General features: G+C 46.9%; 19 protein-coding genes and 1 riboswitch. Of the genes, 18 read left to right on the forward strand and 1 reads right to left on the reverse strand.

Annotation, left to right across the window (positions count from 1 at the left end):
- Window positions 1-256 precede the first annotated feature (256 nt).
- Window positions 257-1,296, reverse strand: a protein-coding gene (locus J7I83_RS16985; RefSeq protein WP_251047706.1) for an IS630 family transposase whose coding sequence is annotated in 2 segments (ribosomal slippage) — window positions 257-796 and window positions 799-1,296 — 1,038 coding nt in all. Because the reading frame shifts where the segments join, the coding sequence is not laid out codon by codon here.
- A 484-nt stretch (window positions 1,297-1,780) separates the two neighbouring features.
- On the opposite strand from J7I83_RS16985, the gene J7I83_RS16990 reads away from it, so the two are divergent.
- The 18 genes from J7I83_RS16990 (at window position 1,781) to J7I83_RS17075 (ending at window position 19,524) form a co-directional block, all read left to right on the forward strand.
- Window positions 1,781-2,302 (forward strand): DUF2179 domain-containing protein, encoded by a 522-nt coding sequence (locus tag J7I83_RS16990; protein WP_483313469.1) that lies wholly within the window; start codon window positions 1,781-1,783, stop codon window positions 2,300-2,302.
- Window positions 2,299-2,484 carry an NETI motif-containing protein gene (locus J7I83_RS16995; protein ID WP_215102690.1) on the forward strand — a complete coding sequence of 62 codons (186 nt, stop codon included), beginning with the start codon at window positions 2,299-2,301 and terminating at the stop codon, window positions 2,482-2,484. The genes J7I83_RS16990 and J7I83_RS16995 overlap by 4 nt, the downstream gene beginning before the upstream one ends.
- Before the next feature lie 88 nt (window positions 2,485-2,572).
- Window positions 2,573-2,672, forward strand: a riboswitch (purine riboswitch).
- A gap of 139 nt (window positions 2,673-2,811) precedes the next feature.
- Entirely contained in the window at window positions 2,812-3,300 is a 489-nt protein-coding gene (purE, locus tag J7I83_RS17000; RefSeq protein ID WP_215102692.1) for a 5-(carboxyamino)imidazole ribonucleotide mutase, read from the forward strand.
- Window positions 3,297-4,421 (forward strand): 5-(carboxyamino)imidazole ribonucleotide synthase, encoded by a 1,125-nt coding sequence (purK, locus tag J7I83_RS17005; protein WP_215102694.1) that lies wholly within the window; start codon window positions 3,297-3,299, stop codon window positions 4,419-4,421. Before purE ends, purK begins: the two co-directional genes overlap by 4 nt.
- Before the next feature lie 16 nt (window positions 4,422-4,437).
- Entirely contained in the window at window positions 4,438-5,733 is a 1,296-nt protein-coding gene (purB, locus tag J7I83_RS17010) for an adenylosuccinate lyase (protein WP_215102696.1), read from the forward strand.
- A 16-nt stretch (window positions 5,734-5,749) separates the two neighbouring features.
- Complete coding sequence (purC, locus tag J7I83_RS17015; RefSeq protein ID WP_215102698.1) at window positions 5,750-6,466, forward strand: phosphoribosylaminoimidazolesuccinocarboxamide synthase; 717 nt, start codon at window positions 5,750-5,752, stop codon at window positions 6,464-6,466.
- Complete coding sequence (gene purS / locus J7I83_RS17020) at window positions 6,463-6,717, forward strand: phosphoribosylformylglycinamidine synthase subunit PurS (protein ID WP_215102700.1); 255 nt, start codon at window positions 6,463-6,465, stop codon at window positions 6,715-6,717. The genes purC and purS overlap by 4 nt, the downstream gene beginning before the upstream one ends.
- Window positions 6,714-7,397: a phosphoribosylformylglycinamidine synthase subunit PurQ gene (gene purQ / locus J7I83_RS17025; RefSeq protein ID WP_215102702.1), complete on the forward strand. Its 684-nt coding sequence runs from the start codon at window positions 6,714-6,716 to the stop codon at window positions 7,395-7,397. The genes purS and purQ overlap by 4 nt, the downstream gene beginning before the upstream one ends.
- Window positions 7,381-9,606: a phosphoribosylformylglycinamidine synthase subunit PurL gene (gene purL, locus J7I83_RS17030; protein ID WP_215102704.1), complete on the forward strand. Its 2,226-nt coding sequence runs from the start codon at window positions 7,381-7,383 to the stop codon at window positions 9,604-9,606. The genes purQ and purL overlap by 17 nt, the downstream gene beginning before the upstream one ends.
- Window positions 9,582-11,003, forward strand: coding sequence for an amidophosphoribosyltransferase (gene purF / locus J7I83_RS17035; protein ID WP_215102706.1), 1,422 nt, complete (start codon window positions 9,582-9,584; stop codon window positions 11,001-11,003). The genes purL and purF overlap by 25 nt, the downstream gene beginning before the upstream one ends.
- Window positions 11,004-11,015: 12 nt before the next feature.
- A complete protein-coding gene (purM, locus tag J7I83_RS17040) occupies window positions 11,016-12,077 on the forward strand; it encodes a phosphoribosylformylglycinamidine cyclo-ligase (protein WP_215102708.1) in 1,062 nt (353 codons plus the stop codon).
- Entirely contained in the window at window positions 12,067-12,639 is a 573-nt protein-coding gene (purN, locus tag J7I83_RS17045) for a phosphoribosylglycinamide formyltransferase (RefSeq protein WP_215102710.1), read from the forward strand. The genes purM and purN overlap by 11 nt, the downstream gene beginning before the upstream one ends.
- A 33-nt stretch (window positions 12,640-12,672) precedes the next feature.
- Entirely contained in the window at window positions 12,673-14,208 is a 1,536-nt protein-coding gene (gene purH / locus J7I83_RS17050) for a bifunctional phosphoribosylaminoimidazolecarboxamide formyltransferase/IMP cyclohydrolase (RefSeq protein ID WP_215102712.1), read from the forward strand.
- Between the two features lie 15 nt (window positions 14,209-14,223).
- Window positions 14,224-15,486, forward strand: coding sequence for a phosphoribosylamine--glycine ligase (gene purD / locus J7I83_RS17055; RefSeq protein ID WP_215102714.1), 1,263 nt, complete (start codon window positions 14,224-14,226; stop codon window positions 15,484-15,486).
- 194 nt (window positions 15,487-15,680) lie between these two features.
- Complete coding sequence (locus tag J7I83_RS17060; protein ID WP_215102716.1) at window positions 15,681-16,271, forward strand: N-acetyltransferase; 591 nt, start codon at window positions 15,681-15,683, stop codon at window positions 16,269-16,271.
- A gap of 143 nt (window positions 16,272-16,414) precedes the next feature.
- Window positions 16,415-18,145, forward strand: a complete 1,731-nt coding sequence (locus tag J7I83_RS17065; RefSeq protein WP_215102718.1) for an adenine deaminase C-terminal domain-containing protein — start codon at window positions 16,415-16,417, stop codon at window positions 18,143-18,145.
- A gap of 6 nt (window positions 18,146-18,151) precedes the next feature.
- Window positions 18,152-19,171, forward strand: a complete 1,020-nt coding sequence (locus tag J7I83_RS17070) for a DUF3048 domain-containing protein (RefSeq protein ID WP_215102720.1) — start codon at window positions 18,152-18,154, stop codon at window positions 19,169-19,171.
- 32 nt (window positions 19,172-19,203) lie between these two features.
- Window positions 19,204-19,524 (forward strand): YerC/YecD family TrpR-related protein, encoded by a 321-nt coding sequence (locus tag J7I83_RS17075; protein ID WP_215102722.1) that lies wholly within the window; start codon window positions 19,204-19,206, stop codon window positions 19,522-19,524.
- Window positions 19,525-19,573 lie beyond the last annotated feature (49 nt).

Genomic DNA, 19,573 nt, shown 5'->3' on the forward strand with positions numbered 1-19,573 from the left:
TACCGATTCCGGTAACGGCTTGTTTTTTTGTGGAAAAAAGAAGGTGGCAAACATTAAATCGTCTTTGCAAACCTTAACAGCAGATCAAAATAAGAAACAGGAAAAGAAAATGAAAATTTCTTTTCTATGACAGAACTAGCTTGCCTGTAACTTCATGCCAGGAAATATGCCACTATGTAAAAATCTCTACTAGCCAAAGTTCAATCGACCACAAGCCGGATCGAAAAGATTCACTATATAAGTTGAACTAATGATTTTATAATCTTACGCATAAACGGTTAATGGCTTCTTCGCGGCGGTTCCGGATATCTTCGAGAAACGCACGAACTGCCAGAATGATTTTTTGAACGCTGCCGAAAAAAACATTGTTAATGACTGTTTCTTTTAGCCATTTCCATACGCCTTCCATTAAGTTCAGCTGCGGACTATAAGGCGACAAGAATACCAGTTCCAACCGATCCCGGTTTTCTTGGAGGAATGGCTGAATCAGATTCGCGTGATGGATTCGTGAATTATCCAGCACCATCACGATTTTGCCTGCTGGGTAGGCTTTCAGGAGCTGGGTCAGGAAATTTAAAAAGGTCTGGGCATCGTATTTTTCTTCTTCCGTACAAAGAATGGCACCCGTTTCATAATTGAGGATGCCGATCAGTTTTACCCCTTTATGCTTTCCGTAGGTCGGAATGAGGCGTTGCTTTCCTTTTAGAAACCAAGTTCGGCCAATGGCCTGGTAGTCCCGGATCATCGATTCATCTTCAAATAACAAATGATCGATGTCACCGTCCATCAGCTTTTTTTTAACGCAGGGAAGGTTTCCTTCACGAAAAGCGCTTGTTTAACCGGATCGGCTTTCTCAAGTGTATAAGTTGGCCGCGTATAGCTAAGCCCAAGAGAATGAAGGAGCTTGGACGCTCCTTTTGGTGTGTAAGACTTGCCCCATTCCCGTTCGATAAACTGGACCACCAAGCTGAGCGTCCAGTTTGACCGGGCCGGAAATCCGACATCTGCCGGGGTCTTGTACGCGATAATTTCTTGCAAAACCTGTCGTTGAATAGCAGATAACTTTAGCGGTTTTCCGGTTGAAACCCCGCGACGAAGCCCGGCAATCCCGCTTTTTTGGTAGGCATCGACGTAGTTCAAGACCGTAAGCGAACAACGGCCAATAATTTCGGCAATCTCTGTTTCAGAATAGCCTTTTTTCCAGAGAAAAAGTGCCTGGTATCGCTCAAAAGAACGACGGTCCTGAGCCGTTTTTCTCGCTTCCTCCAATTCACGGATAACTTGATCATCGTTCATCGCACTCGTTCCTTTCGGGTAAACGATCCTTTCTGTTTACCCGAAAGGATCGTTTTTTAAAAAACTAAGTTGAACTTATATAGCTAATATACATTTGTCGGTAGAAGTGCGTCAGGGACCTCTTTTTTCACGAGCCCATTAAAGTGATGAGAAAAGAGTAACACGAACGCAAGATTCTATGGGGCAAACGGTTGGCTGCTTGCAGACTCGAAAATATCATATTCAGCAAAAGAGAAAAAGCCATGATCCAAAATTTGGATACATTACCAGTCGTGAAATTCAGGTGGAATATTCATGTCTCTGCTCGCCACTCCATGAATCAGTACGAAAGTCTGAGGAATCTGCTAACTTCCTATATACAGCAAGACTTTGCACGCATTTTCACTCTTGCATTCTTTGGGCTTTTCCCCTAATATAAAAACTAATTCTTATAGGGAAATGTAAGATTGAGAGGGTGTAGAGATTGGATGTAAATCCGTGGCTTATGGTATTGATCATTTTCTCGATCAATATTGTTTACGTAACTTTTTTCACCGTACGGATGATCATGACCTTAAAAGGCTATCGCTATTTAGCTGCTGCTGTCAGTATGGTGGAAGTTGTCATCTATATAGTAGGACTTGGATTGGTTCTTGAAAATCTTGATCAAATCCAAAACCTGATTGCCTACGCTTTGGGATACGGATCTGGTGTCATTATTGGATCTAAAATTGAAGAGAAAATGGCTTTAGGCTATATTACAGTAAATGTCATCACGAGTGAAGCTGGGGAGTATCTGCCTAAGCAACTCCGGGAAAAAGGCTATGGCGTCACGGATTGGAATGCCAATGGCCGTGACGGCGGCCGGCAATCGATGCAGATTTTGACTCCGCGAAAAATGGAACTGAAATTGTACAAAGCCATTCAGGAAATTGATCCGAAGGCCTTTATCATTGCGTATGAGGCTAAAACGATTCATGGCGGATTTTGGGTGAAAACAGTGAAAAGGGGCAATTTATATAAATGAGTAAAAATACGATATGGTTTGAAGTCGAAGAACATGAATCCATTTCACAATGCTTGGATCGAATGAAAGCACAAGGTTATTCGGCTGTTGGGCGAAAAGAAGAGCCTTTATTCGAAGAGATAAATGGACAGCCAGTACCGTTAAGGCAAATTGTTAAATTTAAAGGGAGTAAACTTGAGTAATAACAAATTATCCCTTTTAAATCCGAACGATTAAATAATTAAATAACCTATCGTTCGACTTTATCATTGACGTACTTTGGTCAGCTTGTTATGATAAATAAGGATACCCCATATATGCAGAAGAATTGGCTTCTGCGTCTCTACCAGGACACCGTAATGTCCGGACTATGCGGGAAAGCAACTTAATGGATCGTAAAACGAAGGATCGGCATTTCTATGCCCTCATCCATAAATTCGTTTCATGTACAGTCCTTAAGTAAACTGCTTTTCACGTTATGTGAGCAGTTTACTTAAGGGCTTTTTATTTTTTAAAGGAGAGTGTAATCGATGAATCCGCGAATTGGCATCATTATGGGAAGTACGAGTGATTGGGAAACAATGAAGCATGCGTGTGACGTATTGGATGAATTGGGATTAACCTATGAAAAGAAAGTGGTTTCAGCACACCGGACACCGGATTTGATGTTCAGCTATGCCGAACAGGCGCGTGAACGCGGACTTCGAGTCATCGTTGCAGGAGCAGGTGGTGCTGCACATTTACCGGGTATGGTGGCAGCAAAGACTACATTGCCGGTTATCGGTGTACCTGTTCAGTCCAAAGCGTTAAATGGTTTGGATTCCTTGTTATCAATCGTTCAGATGCCAGGCGGAGTTCCAGTAGCGACTGTGGCCATCGGCAAAGCGGGCGCTGTGAATGCCGGCTTGCTGGCCGCTCAAATACTGGGGACGGTCGACGAAGCAGTAGCACAGGCCTTACAGAATAGACGGGACCGGACAGCGGCTGCCGTTATAGAAAGTTCAGGTGACTTGATATGACCAAAACCATTTTGCCGGGCCAAACAATCGGGATTATCGGCGGTGGACAATTAGGGCGCATGATGGCCCTTGCAGCAAAAGAAGCAGGGTTTAAAATTGCGGTTCTCGATCCGGGAATGGATTCGCCAACAGGCCAAGTAGCCGATATTCAAATTATCGCTCCTTTTGATGACCAGCATGCACTGGAAGAATTGGCTGAGGTGAGTGATGTCATCACTTATGAGTTTGAAAATATCGATGTTGAAGGATTGAAAAAACTAGCAGAAATCGCTTATGTGCCACAAGGCGCGGAATTGATTCGAGTGACGCAGAACCGGATTTTTGAGAAGCAGTCTATTTCTGGGGCTGGAGTAGTTGTTGCAGACTATATTACAGCTTCCACATTCGAGGAACTATCAGAAAAAAGCAGCGAGCTGCCCCTTCCTTTCGTTGTGAAAACTGCACGTGGCGGTTACGACGGCAAAGGGCAGCAAACGGTTTCTTCTATTGATGAACTGCACTTGGCGGAAATGTTGTTTGAAAATGGCGAATGTGTCGCGGAAGCCTTTGTTGACTTCACGAAAGAGATTTCGGTGATCATTCAGCGCAATGTGCACGGTGAAACAGCTATTTTGCCGATCGGTGAAAATATTCATAAAGAACATATTCTGCATCAAACGATTGTACCGGCACGAATCGATAAAGAGACGGTCGTTCAAGCACAGCAGGCTGCTGAAAAAATCGCAGCACATCTGAACATGATCGGAACGTTGGCGGTTGAAATGTTTGTTTTGGAAAATGGCAGCATCATTGTCAATGAGCTGGCCCCGCGCCCGCATAATTCAGGGCATTACTCGATAGAAGCTACGAACATCTCGCAGTTTCATCAGCATGTCCGTGCCGTATGCGGCTGGCCGCTAAGACAGCCGAAGTTGTGGTCAGACGCGGTAATGGTCAATGTACTAGGGGAACATGTCGCGCCACTCACTTCGAAAATCGCACAATTTCCGAATTGGTCGATTCATTTGTACGGAAAAGATGAAGCGAAGCAGAAACGGAAGATGGGACATGTTACGATATTAACGGAAGACTTAGAGGCAACTTTAAGTGAAATAGACGCATCCGGCATCTGGCCGGAATAATTGGAGGAACTTACAAATGATCGCACGCTATACACGGCCTGAAATGGGCGCAATTTGGACAGATGAAAACAAATACAATGCATGGCTGGAAGTTGAAATTCTGGCATGTGAAGCTTGGGCTGAAATCGGTGATATTCCAAAAGAAGACGTGGCAAAAATCCGCAAGGATGCTTCTTTTTCAGTAGACCGCATTTTGGAAATTGAAGAAGAAACCCGCCACGATGTGGTAGCTTTCACAAGAGCGGTATCTGAAACACTTGGCGAAGAACGCAAATGGGTTCATTACGGTTTAACTTCAACAGATGTTGTAGATACAGCCCTTTCGTACTTGCTGAAGCAGGCAAACGTCATTATCCGTAAAGATTTGACGAACTTCATCGAAATTCTTGCGAATAAAGCCAAAGAGCACAAGATGACGGTCATGATGGGCCGGACGCACGGTGTTCATGCAGAACCGACTACTTTCGGTTTGAAGCTGGCTCTATGGCACGAAGAAATGAAACGCAACCTGGAACGTTTTGAAGCAGCTGCTGCTTCAATTGAAACAGGCAAAATGTCTGGTGCAGTTGGAACTTATGCCAATATCGATCCGTTTGTTGAAGCTTATGTCTGCAAAGAGTTGGGGCTTGCAGCATCACCGATTTCGACACAAACTTTGCAGCGCGACCGCCATGCACAATATTTGAGCGTTCTTGCATTGATCGGTTCATCTATCGAAAAATTCGCTACGGAAATCCGCGGACTGCAAAAATCAGAAACGCGTGAAGTAGAGGAATTCTTTGCAAAAGGCCAAAAAGGCTCTTCTGCAATGCCGCATAAACGCAACCCGATCGGTTCTGAAAATATGACAGGGCTTGCCCGTCTGATCCGTGGCTATATGCTGACAGCTTACGAAAATGTTGCACTTTGGCACGAACGCGATATTTCGCATTCATCTGCTGAACGGGTGATTTTGCCGGATGCGACGATTGCACTGAATTATATGCTCAACCGTTTTGGCAATATCGTCAAAAACTTGACAGTGTTTCCTGAAAATATGAAACGCAATATGGATTCAACGCTTGGCCTGATTTATTCGCAGCGTGTGCTATTGGCCTTGATCGATAAGGGAATGGCTCGTGAAGCCGCTTATGACACGGTTCAACCATGTGCGATGGAAGCGTGGGAAAACCAGACGCATTTCCGCAAAATCGTGGAAGCGAATGACACCATCACATCTAAACTATCCAAAGAAGATTTGGATGACTGCTTTGATTATAATCATCACCTGCAGCAAGTGAACATGATTTTCGACCGACTTGGACTAAATTAAACGGGGGCTTTTAAAAATGGAAAAAGGTCAGTTATTGTACGAAGGAAAAGCAAAACGCTTATATGCAACGGACGAAGAGGGAATTTTGTGGGTGGAATATAAAGATTCAGCAACGGCTTTCAACGGTGAGAAGAAAGAGGAAATCACCGGCAAAGGCATTTTGAACAATAAAATCACGTCACTGATTTTCGAGAAATTGCAGGAAGCGGGCATTGCTTCTCATTTTGTCAAGCAATTGTCTGACCATGAACAATTGGTGCAGCGCGTCAGCATCATTCCATTGGAAGTGGTGGTCCGCAACATCACAGCCGGCAGCATGGCCAAACGCCTCGGGATTGAAGAAGGTATGGCCATCAGCCGCCCGGTAGTTGAGTTTTATTTGAAAGATGATGAATTGGGCGATCCATTGATCACGGATGAGCACGTCGATATGCTGAAGCTGGCAACTGCAGAAGAAGTGGCAGAGCTCAAGCACAAAGCACGTGAAATCAATGAGGTCCTGATTGGCTTTTTCAAGGAAATCGGTGTTGATCTGGTCGATTTCAAAATCGAATTTGGCCGCGACACGGATGGCAATATCCTATTGGCCGATGAAATTTCGCCGGACACCTGCCGGCTTTGGGACATGGAAACCAAGCAAAAGCTCGATAAAGACGTATTTCGCCGCAATCTAGGGAATTTGACAGAAGCGTACGAACTCATTTTAACTCGTCTAGGAGGACAACACTCATGAAAAAAGTAAAAGTATACGTAACATTGCGCGAAAGTGTATTAGACCCGCAAGGTTCTGCAGTTATGGGCTCTCTTCATAAAATGGGCTATGATGAAGTGGAAGACGTACGGATCGGCAAATACCTGGAATTGGTCATTGGAGACAGCGAACGGGATGTGGATGCTCTAGTCAACGAGTTGTGTCATCGTCTGTTAGCCAACACCGTAATTGAAGATTACCGTTATGAAATTGAGGAGGTTGTCTCGCAATGAAATTCGCAGTGATTGTTTTCCCCGGCTCAAATTGTGACTTGGATATGTACCATGCGGTCAAAGACGAACTAGGTGAAGAAGCGGAATACGTATGGCATGACTCAAAAGATTTGAGCAGCTATGACGGCATTTTGCTGCCAGGCGGATTTTCATACGGTGATTACCTGCGCTGCGGCGCGATTGCCCAGTTTTCCGGTGTCATGGACGAAGTGAGAAAAGCAGCAGAAGCAGGAAAACCGGTTCTTGGAATCTGTAACGGTTTCCAGATCTTAACGGAAGCAGGGTTGTTGCCAGGCGTTCTTTTGCGCAACAAGAACCTGAAGTTCATGTGCCGTACCGTTGGATTGAAAGTCGAGAACAATAATACCTTGTTTACCAACGAATACGAACAAGGCCAGGAAATCCAAATTCCAATCGCTCACGGAGAAGGCAATTATTTCTGCGACGATGCGACATATACTCACCTCAAGGAAAACAATCAAATCGTCTTTACGTATGCAGATGATTTTAATGGCAGCCGAAATAATATCGCAGGCATCATCAACGAACGCGGAAATGTGCTCGGCATGATGCCGCATCCGGAACGTGCAGTGTCCGACTTGATCGGCGGCAAGGATGGATTAGCTTTATTCAGATCAATCGTAAAACAGTGGAGGGAAGCACATGTCAGTCATGCTTGAACCAAATGCTGCTCAGATAAAAGAACAGAAAATTTATCAGCAAATGGGCTTATCGGATGCAGAATTCGCAATGGTCGAAGAGATTTTAGGAAGAACACCCAATTACACGGAAACCGGTTTGTTTTCGGTAATGTGGTCTGAACATTGTTCTTATAAAAATTCAAAACCGGTCCTGGCAAAATTCCCGACCAAAGGAGAACGTGTTCTGCAGGGGCCGGGTGAAGGCGCTGGAATCGTTGACATCGGCGACGGGCAAGCGGTCGTTTTCAAGATGGAATCTCATAACCACCCTTCAGCCATCGAACCTTATCAGGGCGCTGCTACCGGCGTAGGCGGAATTATCCGCGACGTGTTCTCGATGGGCGCTCGTCCGATTGCGTTGCTAAATTCGCTTCGTTTCGGTGAATTGACCACTCCGCGGGTGAAATACCTGTTTGAAGAAGTGGTTGCCGGTATTGCGGGCTATGGAAACTGCATCGGCATCCCGACAGTTGGGGGAGAAATTCAGTTTGACGAATGCTATGATGGCAATCCACTGGTCAATGCCATGTGCGTCGGATTGATCAATCACGAAGATATCCAAAAAGGCATCGCCAAAGGCACGGGCAACCCGGTGATGTACGTCGGCGCTAAAACAGGGCGCGATGGTATCCACGGTGCCACTTTCGCTTCTGAGGAATTGACAGACGGCTCTGATAAAAATCGTCCGGCTGTTCAGGTCGGCGATCCATTTATGGAGAAGCTGTTACTGGAAGCCTGCCTGGAATTGATCAAATCGGATGCGTTAATCGGTATTCAGGACATGGGTGCGGCCGGATTGACTTCATCTTCAGCTGAAATGGCTTCAAAAGCGGGATCAGGCATCGAGATGGACCTCGATCATATTCCGCAGCGTGAAACCGGCATGACGGCTTACGAAATGATGCTTTCTGAATCACAGGAGCGCATGCTTATTGTCGTTGCAGCAGGACGCGAGCCTGAAATCGTTGAGTTGTTCGAGAAATACGGACTGGATGCTGTCACTGTCGGCACCGTGACCGATGACTCGACGCTTCGTTTGAAGCATAAAGGGGAAATCGTTGCAGAAGTGCCGGTTGACGCGCTTGCAGAAGATGCGCCAGTTTACCATAAGCCATCAGCAGTTCCTGCATACTTTACAGAGTTCCAACAGCTGGACAATGCAGAACCGAAAGTCTCAGATTACAATGAAACCTTGACGGCGTTATTGAAACAACCGACGATCGCTTCGAAAGAATGGGTCTATGATCAATACGATCATCAGGTGCGCACGAGCACTGTGGTCAGTCCGGGGTCGGATGCAGCAATTGTCCGTGTCCGTGGCACCAATAAAGGGCTTGCCATGACGACGGATTGTAACTCGCGTTATATTTACCTGGATCCGGAAACCGGGGGCAAAATCGCAGTGGCGGAAGCGGCACGAAATGTGGTCGTTTCCGGTGCAAAACCTCTTGCCATCACCGATTGCCTAAACTTCGGCAACCCGGAAAAACCGGAAATCTTCTGGCAGCTTGAAAAAGCGGCAGACGGCATGTCTGAAGCCTGTACAATCCTGGATTCTCCAGTTATCGGCGGAAACGTCTCGTTATACAATGAAACCAATGGCACCGCTATTTATCCGACACCGACAATCGGTATGGTCGGTCTTGTGGAAGACCTTTCACACGTCACGACGCAAGACGCCAAAAAACAAGGCGACCTGGTGTATTTGATTGGGGAAAGCTTTACGGAGTTTGGCGGCAGTGAACTGCAGAAGATGGTGGAAGGGCGTATTTTCGGCAAAGCGCCAGCCATCGACTTGACAGTGGAAGCAAAACGCCAAAAAGAAATTCTTTCAGCTATTCAGCAAGGGCTTATCGCTTCGGCGCATGACGTTGCAGAAGGCGGCGTTGCCGTCGCATTAGCTGAAAAAACTTTCGGCCAAGGATTGGGAATGGACGTCACGTTGTCCGGATCGGCGACAACGGCTCTTTTCAGCGAATCGCAGTCACGCTTTGTAGTGACAGTCAGCCCGGAAAAAGCAGCACAATTCGAAAAGATCGTATCAGATGCCAAGAAAATCGGCCAAGTCACGGGAGACAACTTAGTGATCAACGGTGAAGACGGTACGGCTTGGGTCAACGATTCAGTCGCAACGCTTCGCTCAGCTTGGAAAGGAGCTATCCCATGCTTGCTGAAATCAGAAGCTTAAATGAAGAATGTGGTGTCTTTGGAATATGGGGCCATCCAAACGCGACCCAATTGACCTATTACGGGCTGCACGCGTTGCAGCACCGAGGCCAGGAAGGCGCTGGAATTGTGTCGACAGACGGGGAAGCACTTCGCCCATTGAAAGGCGAGGGCATGGTCAGTGATGTCTTCACGCCTGAAAAAATAGAAAATATTGCAGGGCATGGGGCTATCGGCCATGTGCGCTATGCAACAGCGGGGGGCAGTGGCATTGAAAATGTCCAGCCCCTGCTCTTTAATTCGACTACCGGCAGCTTGGCAATTTCCCATAACGGCAACCTGGTTAATGCCACACAGCTAAAAGGCCATCTGGAACGCCAAGGAAGCATTTTTCAAACAACTTCTGATACAGAAGTACTGGCTCATCTGATCAAAAGAAGCGGTTATGCGACGTTTGAAGAAAAAGCAAAAAACGCTTTGTCTTTATTGAAAGGTGCGTTTGCTTGTGTAATCCTGACAGAAGAAGCGATGTATATCGCTTTGGATCCGAATGGCTTGCGCCCGCTATCTCTTGGAAGACTTGGAGATGCCTGGGTGACGGCATCGGAAACGTGTGCATTTGATATTGTCGGAGCAGAATTTGTCCGTTCGGTTGAACCGGGTGAATTTTTGATTGTCACAAAAGATGGTATGCGCGCAGAGCGTTTTGCTTACCCGGAAGAGCGGGCGATCTGTACGATGGAATATGTGTATTTCTCCCGTCCGGATTCGGATATTGACGGCATCAATGTCCATACTGCGAGAAAACGCCTCGGAGTCCAATTGGCGAAAGAAGTCCAGATTGAGGCGGATGTGGTAACGGGTGTTCCGGATTCCAGTATTTCAGCGGCAATCGGCTACTCAGAACAAAGCGGCATCCCGTACGAATTGGGAATGATCAAAAACCGTTATGTGGGACGTACGTTTATCCAGCCTTCACAGGATCTGCGCGAACAGGGCGTCAAGATGAAACTGTCGCCAGTCCGCCAGGTGGTAAAAGGAAAGCGTGTCATCATGGTGGATGATTCGATTGTCCGCGGCACGACTTCACGGCGCATCGTCAGCTTGCTGAAAGAAGCGGGGGCAACGGAAGTGCATGTCGTCATCAGTTCTCCGCCCATTAAGAATCCTTGCTTTTACGGCATTGATATCAGCACTCCGGGCGAATTGATCGCCGCCAACAATACAGTGGAAGAAATGCGTGAAATTATTGGCGCGGATTCACTGACATTCCTGTCAGTGGACGGCATGGTCCAAAATATCGGACGGACAGATCCCGGATCGAAATGCGGCCATTGCCTGGCTTGTTTTACAGGCGAATACCCGACCAATATTTATCCGGATACAGTGTTGCCGCACGAAAAAGAAAAAGTGAAATAAGGGGGAACCGTTGTGTCAAAAGCATATGAAAAAGCAGGCGTCAATATCGAAGCTGGCTACGAAGCGGTCAACCGTATGAAATCCCATGTGGAACGAACAGCGCGCAAAGGAATGCTGGGTGCGTTCGGCGGCTTCGGTGGCATGTTCGATTTATCCGAGCTGAATTTGAAAGAACCGGTTCTTGTTTCCGGAACGGATGGCGTGGGCACGAAATTGAAACTGGCGTTCATGGCAGACCGCCACGATACGATTGGCATCGATTGCGTTGCGATGTGCATCAATGACATTGTCGCGCAAGGTGCGGAGCCTTTGTTTTTCCTTGACTATATCGCAGTCGGCAAAGCGGTTCCTGAAAAGATTGAAGCGATTGTCAAAGGGGTAGCAGACGGCTGTGTTCAGGCTGGAGCTGCATTGATTGGTGGGGAAACGGCGGAAATGCCGGGACTCTATGAAGAAGACGAATACGATATCGCCGGTTTTGCAGTAGGCGCTGCGGAGAAATCCAAAATCGTCACTGGAGAAAAAATTACAGCGGGCGATGTCCTGATCGGCCTTGCCTCCAGCGGTATCCATTCGAATGGCTATTCATTGGTGCGCCACATCATCTTTGACCAAAACAACTTGACGCTCGAACAAAAAGTCGAAGGCTATGAAGCTCTTGGCCCGATTGGCGATGTTCTTTTGACGCCGACCAAAATATACGCCAAAGCAGTCGCGGCCATCGGCAATGAAACGGTTATTCATGGCATGGCACATGTGACTGGCGGCGGCTTTATTGAAAACATTCCGCGGATGATGCCGGAAGGCTTAGGCGCGAAAATCACCATCGGCAGCTGGCCGGTGCTTGATATTTTCACGTTATTGAAGGAAAAAGGCGAACTTGCGGACCGCGACCTGTATTCTGTTTTTAATATGGGCATTGGCTTTGTATTGGCTGTCGCTCCTGAAGATGCTGAGCAGGTCCTGAAAACGGCGCAAGCAAACGGCGAACAGGCTTTCCAAATCGGCCGCGTCTCCAGCACGGAAGGCGTTCAATTCCAAGGCGAACAGGACGGCACGTTGGATGAACAATAAACCGAAAATCGCTGTTTTTGCGTCAGGCAATGGCTCTAATTTCCAGGCTATTGCCGATGCCATTGTCGGCGGCAGACTGAAGGCTGAACTGGTGATTGCTGTAACGGACAAGCCACAGGCCTTTGTTGTGGAGCGTGCCCGCAAGGCGGGAGTGGAATCTTGTGCTTTTGTGCCTTCCGAATTTGAATCCAAGCTGCTTTACGAGAAGATGCTCAAAGAAAAACTGCAGGGGCTTGGAGTAGAGTGGATCGTTCTGGCAGGCTATATGCGCTTGATCGGTCCGGTTCTGCTGGATGCTTATGAAAATCGCATCGTTAATATTCATCCATCGGTCCTGCCTGCTTTTCCAGGCAAAGATGCCATCGGCCAGACACTGGCGGCAGGTGCACAGGAAGCTGGGGTAACGGTGCATTATGTGGACGCTGGCATGGATACAGGCAGCATCATTACACAGCAGTCGTTTCCGGTTGCGGGGCGTTGCCGCGAAGAAGTCGAGCAACAGATCCATCAGATTGAACATGAATTATATCCTGCAACTTTGCAGCAATTATTCGACCGGTAAGACTGCCGGTCTTAATCTTTAGGAGGACTATTTGTGAAAAAAAGAGCATTACTCAGCGTATCGGATAAATCAGGAATATTGGAATTTGCACGGGAACTGGAAAAGATGGGCTACGAACTCCTATCAACAGGCGGCACCAAGAAATTTCTTGAAGAAAACGGCGTTTCTATTACAGCTGTAGATGAAATCACCAAGTTCCCTGAAATTCTGGGCGGCCGTGTAAAAACCTTACACCCTCTTGTACACGGTGGATTATTGGCTAAACATGATGATGCGGAACACCAAAGCCAAATGGCTGAAAACGGCATTTCACCGATTAGTATCGTCTGCGTCAATTTATATCCGTTTCGTGAAACGATCGCCAAACCGGATGTGACAGTGGATGATGCCATCGAAAACATCGATATCGGTGGTCCGACGATGCTGCGTTCTGCTGCAAAAAATCATGCCTATGTTACAGTAATCGTTGATGCAGCAGACTATCCTGCGGTATTGACTGAACTACATAATGGAGAGGCTACTTTGCCTGAAACAAGACGCCGTCTGGCTGCGAAAGTTTTCCGGCATACTGCTGCTTATGATTCCTATATCTCCAACTACTTGACTGACTTGACGGGCGAAGAATATCCGGACCAATTGACGCTTACCTATGAATTGTCCCAAACCCTTCGTTACGGGGAAAACCCTCATCAAAAAGCCGCATTTTACCGCAGCCCGCTTGGATCTGAGTTTTCCATTGCCAACGCAAACCAATTGCACGGCAAGGAATTATCCTATAATAATATCCAGGATGCCAATGCTGCTCTTCAAATCATAAAAGAATTCAAAATGCCGGCAGCAGTCGCCGTTAAACACATGAACCCATGTGGCGTCGGTACAGGTGAAACGATTGCCGATGCTTTCGGAAAAGCCTATGAAGCCGACCCTATTTCCATTTTTGGTGGAATTGTCGCATTGAACCGTGAAGTTGATGCCGAAACTGCCAAGCAATTGACGACAATCTTCCTGGAAATCATCATTGCTCCAGCGTTTTCAGATGAAGCAATTGAATTGTTGACACAGAAAAAGAATATCCGTCTTTTGGTAATTCCATTCGACAGCAAAAACAAAGACAAATGGAATACCGTTACCGTTGAAGGCGGTCTGTTGATTCAGCAGCCGGATGTTTACGGCTATGAGGATGCTGACATCCAAATCGCAACTGAGCGCCAGCCGACAGCAGCAGAACTTGATGCATTAAAGCTTGGCTGGAGTGTCGTGAAGCATGTTAAATCGAATGCCATTGTCGTATGCAACTCTGAAATGACTTTGGGCATCGGCGCAGGCCAGATGAACCGCGTGGGATCTGCCAAAATTGCTTTGGAGCAGGCAGGCGAAGGAGCAAAAGGTGCCATTATGGCATCAGACGCATTTTTCCCGATGAGTGATACGGTGGAAGTTGCCGCGAAGGCAGGCATCAAAGCCATCATTCAGCCGGGTGGTTCCAAGAAAGATCAGGAATCAATCGATAAAGCGAACGAATACGGAATTGCCATGGTCTTTACAGGTGTCCGTCATTTCAAACATTAATCGAGGTGAAGCAAAATGAAGGTATTGGTCATTGGTAGAGGCGGACGGGAACATGCCATCGTGCGGCAGTTCTCAAAATCTGCGTCCGTCACGAAAGTTTTTGCAGCACCCGGAAATGACGGGATGCGTGAGGATGCTGAAATAGCCGCAATCGATGAAATGGATTTTGCCGGACTGGCGGAATTTGCCCAGCAGCAGGGAGTGGATTTCAGTTTTGTGGGTCCTGAACAGCCGTTGTCTGAAGGCATCGTCGACTTTTTCGAAGGCAAGGGGCTGCGTATTTTTGGACCGTCCAAAGCGGCGGCCCAAATTGAGGGCAGCAAAGCTTTTGCCAAAGAATTGATGGAAAAATACAAGATCCCGACTGCGGGCTACGAAACCTTTACAGAAGTTGCCCCGGCGATTGCTTTTATCCGGAAGCACGGCGCACCGATTGTCATCAAAGCGGATGGCCTCGCTGCCGGTAAAGGTGTCGTTGTGGCATTGACGGAAGGGGAAGCCATTTCTGCCGTCAACGATATGCTGGAAGGGCAGAAGTTCGGTGAATCGGGCTCCAAAGTGGTCATTGAGGAATTTTTGGACGGAGAAGAGTTTTCGTTCATGTCTTTTGTCTATGATGGGCAGATTTATCCGATGGTTATTTCGCAGGACCATAAGCGTGCTTTTGACGGCGACCGTGGTCCGAATACCGGTGGCATGGGCGCCTACTCGCCGGTACCGCAAATATCGCAGGCTATCGTCGATGAGACTTTTGCGGAAATCGTGGAACCGGCTGTGGAAGCGATGGCATCGGAAGGGACGCCCTTTAATGGCATTCTCTATACTGGCGTCATTTTAACGGAAAAAGGCCCGAAAGTGATCGAATTCAACGCGCGTTTTGGAGATCCTGAAACACAGGTGGTCCTGCCGCGCATGAAATCCGATTTTGGCCGCTTTATCGATGCGGTTCTAAAAGGGCAGCCTGCTGAATTGAGCTGGGATGATCAAGCGGTTCTTGGCGTGGTCATTGCGGCGGATGGTTATCCGGAGACAGCCCGAAAAGGTGCTCTATTGCCTGACTTGACAAAGCTTACCGGAGTTGAAGTGACCCATGCCGGAACAAAGTTGTCTAACGGCAGTTATGCAGGCAACGGAGGGCGTGTGCTGCTCGTTTCAGCAAGCGGACCGTCTATCCAAAGCGCTCAGGAGAAGGTTTATGAACAGCTGGACAGCCTGCGTTGGAATGGCTTTTTCTATCGCTCAGACATCGGATGGCGTGCAAAAAAAAATCACATATGATATAATTGTAGATGACACAAATTCGACAAGATGCTGTGTCATTTTTTTTATTGCCTGCCCTGTAGGCAATAAAAGCTAAAGTTGAGGATTTTCAACAGCCCACGGTTACCTCTATTTAAACTCCAGAATGGCAAACCCATTACGACCTCAGAACCAAAATCAGCAGGGCATTTAAAATCGAAGGGAGTCAAATTATGAATTGGTATGAAAAATTAAATCAGTATTTTCCAGTCGAAGAAATGAAATCAAAAGAGCACATGGATGCATTGCTAAAAGAAAAAGGCAGCGTCTACTACAAAGATGAGGGTCCTTATCATGTCTTGATGTATGCAGAGTTCCCGAACTTCAGCTTTGTCGATTACTTGTTTGTATCGAAGGAATCACGCGGCATGGGTCTTGGCAAAAAGACGCTTCAGATGCTGAAGGACAAGAACAAACCAATCATCCTTGAAGTCGAGCCGGTCAATTACGAAGATACGGACACGGAAAAACGCCTGAGCTTTTATGCGCGTGAAGGATTCGAACATGCTTCGTCTATTGGATATTGCCGCCGTTCATTAGCGACCGGTGAAGAGAACTCAATGGAAATCCTGTACTGGACTCCAAGCGGAGAAACAGAAGAGCAGATTTTTGAAGGAATGCAGAAAATGTACGAGGATATCCATACCTACAAAGACGAACAGTTTTACGGCGAATCGTATGATTCCGTTGCTGACGTGCTGACCTTCCAGGAGGAAGAGAAAAAAGATGTCTTAAAACCTTTCAGTGATCCAATCAATAATTGATCCGAAATCCACGCGGAATGCGTGGATTTTTTGTGTCCTCACTTAATCGGAATCTTCTCGGTTTTTAAGGGAATAACTGTATTTCATTGTATAATTATGCTACGATATTAAGTATTGAAATAGCAGAAAGAAGGTGCCGGAAAATGGTAAATCCTCTATGGAAAAACACAGAGATTCGAAATCAGTTAAAGATCGTCACAAAGGAAGTTGCGCCGGATCTCGTTTTGATAAATGCGACCTATCTGCACGGAATCTTTAAAAAATGGGTAACAGGGAATATCTGGATATCAAATGACCGCATCGTCTATGCTGGAAAAGAGATGCCGAAAATTGATGCTTCTACCGAAGTAGCAGACATGACAGATAAATTTATTGTTCCAGGATATATAGAGCCGCATGTTCATCCTTCTCAATTATATAACCCTCAAAGCTTTGCAGATTATGCGGCTCAAGGTGGAACGACGATGTTCCTATCCGACAACTTGACCTTCTTTTTAGCTCTTGAAAATGAGAAAGCGTTTTCATTATTGGATCAATTGGCAGAGTTGCCGTTCAATTTCTATTGGTGGACCCGTTTTGACTCGCAGACGGAATTGAATGATGAAGATAAGTTATTCACTTCCACATCCGTTGGGGAATGGCTGGATCGCCAGGACGTATTATTGGGTGGGGAATTGACGGGCTGGCCAAAACTGATGGCTGGCGATGACCAGATGCTGTATTGGATTCAGAAAGCCAAAATGGGCTTGAAGAAAATTGAAGGTCATTTCCCGGGGGCCTCGGAAAAGACATTGGCCCGCATGCGATTGCTTGGAGCCGATGGCGACCACGAGGCGATGACGGTGGATGAAGTGGAAATGCGCCTGCTTCACGGCTATGGTGTGACGTTGCGGCATTCTTCCATTCGCCCGGATCTTCCGGACATGTTGAAAGGGATCGTTGAACGGGATTTGAATGTCTTCGACAAGCTGATGATGACAACAGATGGCTCAACACCAGCCTTCCATTTGGACGGTGTTATGGACCTGTGCATTAAAATTGCGCTTGAAGCGGGTGTGCCGCCGATCGATGCTTATATGATGGCATCTTATAACGTTGCCCGTTACTATAATGTAACCAGCCTGCATGGCCTGATTGCGACGGGTCGCTACGCCAACTTGAACATTCTTGATACGCTGGAAAACCCGGTGCCGTCAGGAGTTATTTCAAAAGGGGTCTGGCTGAAGAAAGACGGTAAAAAAGTTCAGGCATTGCCGAATATCGATTGGTCGATCATGCCGGACCTTGACATCGATTATGAACTGACAGATGATGATTTTCAGTTTTCGATGCCTTTCGGCATTGAAATGATCAATGATGTTATTACGAAGCCTTATACAGTCAGTGTCGATACCCATGACTCCGACTTATCGAAACTACACGATGAAAGCTTTTTGATGCTGATTGATAAAAAAGGCAAATGGCGCGTCAATACACTGATTAAAGGCTTTGCACCTGGATTGGATGGATTCGCCTCTTCGTATACCAATACAGGCGATATTATTCTGATCGGCAAAAGCCGTCGGGATATGTGGATAGCTTTCGATGAGCTGAAGCGTCTGAAAGGCGGGATCATCCTGGCCGAAAACGGTGAGATCGTCCAATCCCTGCCGCTTCCTTATGGAGGTGTGATGTCGGATCTGCCGATGGAACAGTTGATCGAACAGGAAAAGGCACTGAAGAAAGCACTGAAAGAGCGCGGCTATAAGCATGGCGATGCGGTTTACACACTGCTGTTTTTACAGGCGACCCATCTTCCGTATGTCCGGGTTACGCAAAAGGGCATCTACGATGTCATGAATAAAAAAATCCTGTTCCCGGCGTTCATGAGGTAAGCGCTTATGAAAAAATTGGGGCTCATTATAGGTATAGTAATCGTTCTTGCCGCTTTTGTCGCAGGATTTTGGCTGATTATGAAGGAAGATCCTACCGAACAGCCGCCAGTGGAGGAGGCCCTGACAATCGCTCCTTTCACAGGTGAAGAGGCTGTGCCTCCGGCAAATCGCCGAACTGTCATGGCAGTCATCAATAACCATCCGGATGCCCGTCCGCAAACCGGGCTTACTGAAGCGGACATCGTCTTTGAAATGATTGCCGAATACGACATTACGCGGTTTGTGGCGCTTTATCAAAGCAGCTTTCCGGATACATTTGGGCCGATCCGCAGTGCCAGGGAGTATTTTGTCGAGCTCGCTGTTGCCTATGATGCTTTTTTTGTGGCTCACGGCTATAGTCCGGATGCCTACACGATGCTGGAATCAGGAATCGTTGATCATGTCAACGGCATCCAGCATGACGGAACCCTATTCCAGCGATCATCCGATCGTGTCGCTCCACATAATTCCTATATCACAATGAAAAATATCGAAACAGCTATGGAAAATGTGCAGGCTTCTGCAGAATACAGTGGAAAATCACCTTATCATTTCTATGGTGCGGCCGATAATGCTAAACTTGACGAACAGGCTCTTTCGGTGAGAGTGGAGTACGGGACAAACGAGCTGTTTTTCAGTGACTTTACATACGACAGCCAACTACATCTTTACAGCCGATCGGTCGGCGGCGTACCGACAACCGATAAAGAGACCCTGGAAACAGCCGAAGTATCCAATGTTCTGGTTTTTGAAGCGTCACATGAGACTGTGGATTCCGAAGGGCGGCAGTCAATCGATTTGTCGAGCGGTGGAGATGCCCTGCTCTTCCAAAACGGCGGTGTTCGTGAAATAGAATGGAGTTCGCTTGACGGAATGCTTGTGCCGACAGCAGATGGCGAAGTGGTACAACTGGTGCCGGGGAAAACCTGGATTCACGTTGTTCCGGATTCTCCAGGCATGGAACAATCCGTCAGCTATACACCTTGATGATTGTAGCAATGAAAGGATGATGAAGCTGCATGCAAGTTGATAAAATCAGAGGTCATCAGACAGATCAGTTGATTGAAGCTGTTTTGGCCTTGAAGGATAAGGAAGAAGCCTATCGGTTTTTTGATGATTTATGCACGATCAGTGAAATTCAATCGCTGTCACAGCGGCTGGAAGTGGCTCATATGCTTCGCATGAAAAAAACCTACGAAAAAATAAAAAATGAAACAGGTGCCAGCACTGCGACCATTTCCCGTGTCCGCCGTTGCCTGAACTACGGCAATGACGGCTATGATGAAATGTTGGGGCGCCTTTATCCTAACGAAAAACCTTTCGAACTGCCAAAAGACTGAACAGAGAACCGACTCTGTTCGGTTTTTTTGTTATAATAAATTGATGATA

The sequence above is a fragment of the Planococcus sp. ISL-110 genome, from assembly GCF_018613575.1.
Taxonomy (GTDB): domain Bacteria; phylum Bacillota; class Bacilli; order Bacillales_A; family Planococcaceae; genus Planococcus.